The following is a 1,658-nucleotide window of genomic DNA, read 5'->3' on the forward strand; positions in this document are numbered from 1 at the left end:
CGTTTGTGCTGCGCTCAGGGTATCAGATGCAGCGGCCCCCACCTCCGGTCGCACGACGCTCCGCCTCGTCCCGAGGGTCCAAGGGATGAGAAAATAAAGAGATGGCCTCAGATCCCAATCAGATCGATGACCGCAAGACCCCGGGCCGAACCATGAGAGCCGCCGTCCTCCGCGGCCAGGAAGACCTCCGCATCGAAGACGTCCCCGTCCCCGTCGCAGCTCCCGGCGAGCTGGTCTTGCGCGTGGGCGCCGCCCTTACCTGCGGCACCGATCTCAAGGTCTACCGTCGCGGCTACCACGCCAAAATGCTCACCCTCGATCGCCTCTTCGGTCACGAACTCGCCGGAACCGTCGTCCAGGTCGGAGAAGGCGTCACCGCGTTCTCCATCGGTGACCGCGTCCTTCCACTCAACTCCGCGCCCTGCGACGCCTGCTTCTTCTGCCGCAACAACCAGCAGAACCTCTGCGACGACCTCCTCTTCAACAATGGTGCCTATGCCGAGTTCATCCGCATCCCCGCGCGCATCGTCCAGAAGAACACCCTGCATATCCCCGACAACATCCCCTTTGAGCACGCGGCCCTCACCGAGCCACTCGCCTGCGTCATCCGCGGCCTCGAAGAGTCAGACGCGACGGCCAACCAAACCGCCATCGTCCTCGGTGCGGGCCCCATCGGCCTGCTCTTCATCCATGCCGCCTCGCTGCTCGGCCTCCACGTCATCGCGGTCGTCAAACGCAAAGACCAGGTCGCCACCGCCCGCCATTTCGGCGCCGAGCAAGTTCTTCGCATCTCGGACGTCCCCGACCCCATCGCCGCAGCCCGCGCCCTTACTCCCGAAGGCCGCGGTGCCGACATCGTTTTCGAAGCCGTCGCTACTCCCGAAGCCTGGCAGTGGGCCGTGCAAATGGCGCGCAAGGGCGGAATGGTTAACCTCTTCGGCGGCCCTCCCAGCGGCACCACCGTCTCTCTCGACACCAACCTCATCCACTACTCCGACCTCACCCTCAAGGCCAGCTTTCACCACACCCCGGCCACCGCTCGCCGCGCCTTCGATCTCATCACCTCCGGCCAATTCCGCGCCCAGGACTTCCTCACCGGCACCGCGACCATCGAAGACCTCCCCAACGTCCTTCGCCGCATGCTCAAGCGCCCCGCCGATGGCATCGCCCCCGAGATCAAGACCGTCATCTTCCCCAGCCTTGCCTCAGAACCCACAGCGCACGCCACGATCGAGGAGCACGCATGACCGCCCTCGCCAACCCAACGCCCGCCCCAATTGACGAGAGCCTGGTAGGCGCACCTGCCCTCTACCTAACGCCCGCCGCACGCCCCTCCCTCGCCGAAGCCCAAGCCTGGTGCAAGACCCTCACCACCACCCACTACGAAAACTTCCACGTCGCCACATTCTTCCTTCCTCCTGCGCTCCGCCCGCACTTCCACAGCGTCTACGCCTTCTGCCGCACCTCCGACGACCTCGGCGACGAAGTAGCCGACACCGCGACGGCCACCCGCCTCCTCGCCACCTGGCGCACCATGCTCCACCAGTGCTTCACCGACCCCGACGCCTCGCGCCACCCAGTCTTCGTCGCCCTCCAGCCCACCATCGCGCAGCGCAACCTCCCCATCCAGCCTTTCGACGACCTCATCTCCGCCTTCG

The 1,658-nt window shown here is 65.9% G+C and carries 2 protein-coding genes; both read left to right on the plus strand.

The features are described 5' to 3' along the window. Positions 1-101 precede the first annotated feature (101 nt). On the plus strand, positions 102-1,247 hold the full coding sequence (locus WCB02_RS33605; protein WP_423965242.1) for a zinc-dependent alcohol dehydrogenase: 1,146 nt from the start codon (positions 102-104) through the stop codon (positions 1,245-1,247). Further along, positions 1,244-1,658: phytoene/squalene synthase family protein (locus WCB02_RS33610; RefSeq protein ID WP_423965244.1), on the plus strand; the 415-nt coding region annotated here is incomplete at its 3' end. The genes WCB02_RS33605 and WCB02_RS33610, both read left to right, overlap by 4 nt.

Source organism: Bradyrhizobium sp. (assembly GCF_049581145.1).
GTDB lineage: Bacteria > Pseudomonadota > Alphaproteobacteria > Rhizobiales > Xanthobacteraceae > Bradyrhizobium.

What these genes read in the sequence shown, in the direction of transcription:
- WCB02_RS33605 (WP_423965242.1), top strand. Translation starts at nt 102, where the DNA reads ATGGCCTCAGATCCCAATCAGATCGATGACCGCAAGACCCCGGGCCGA.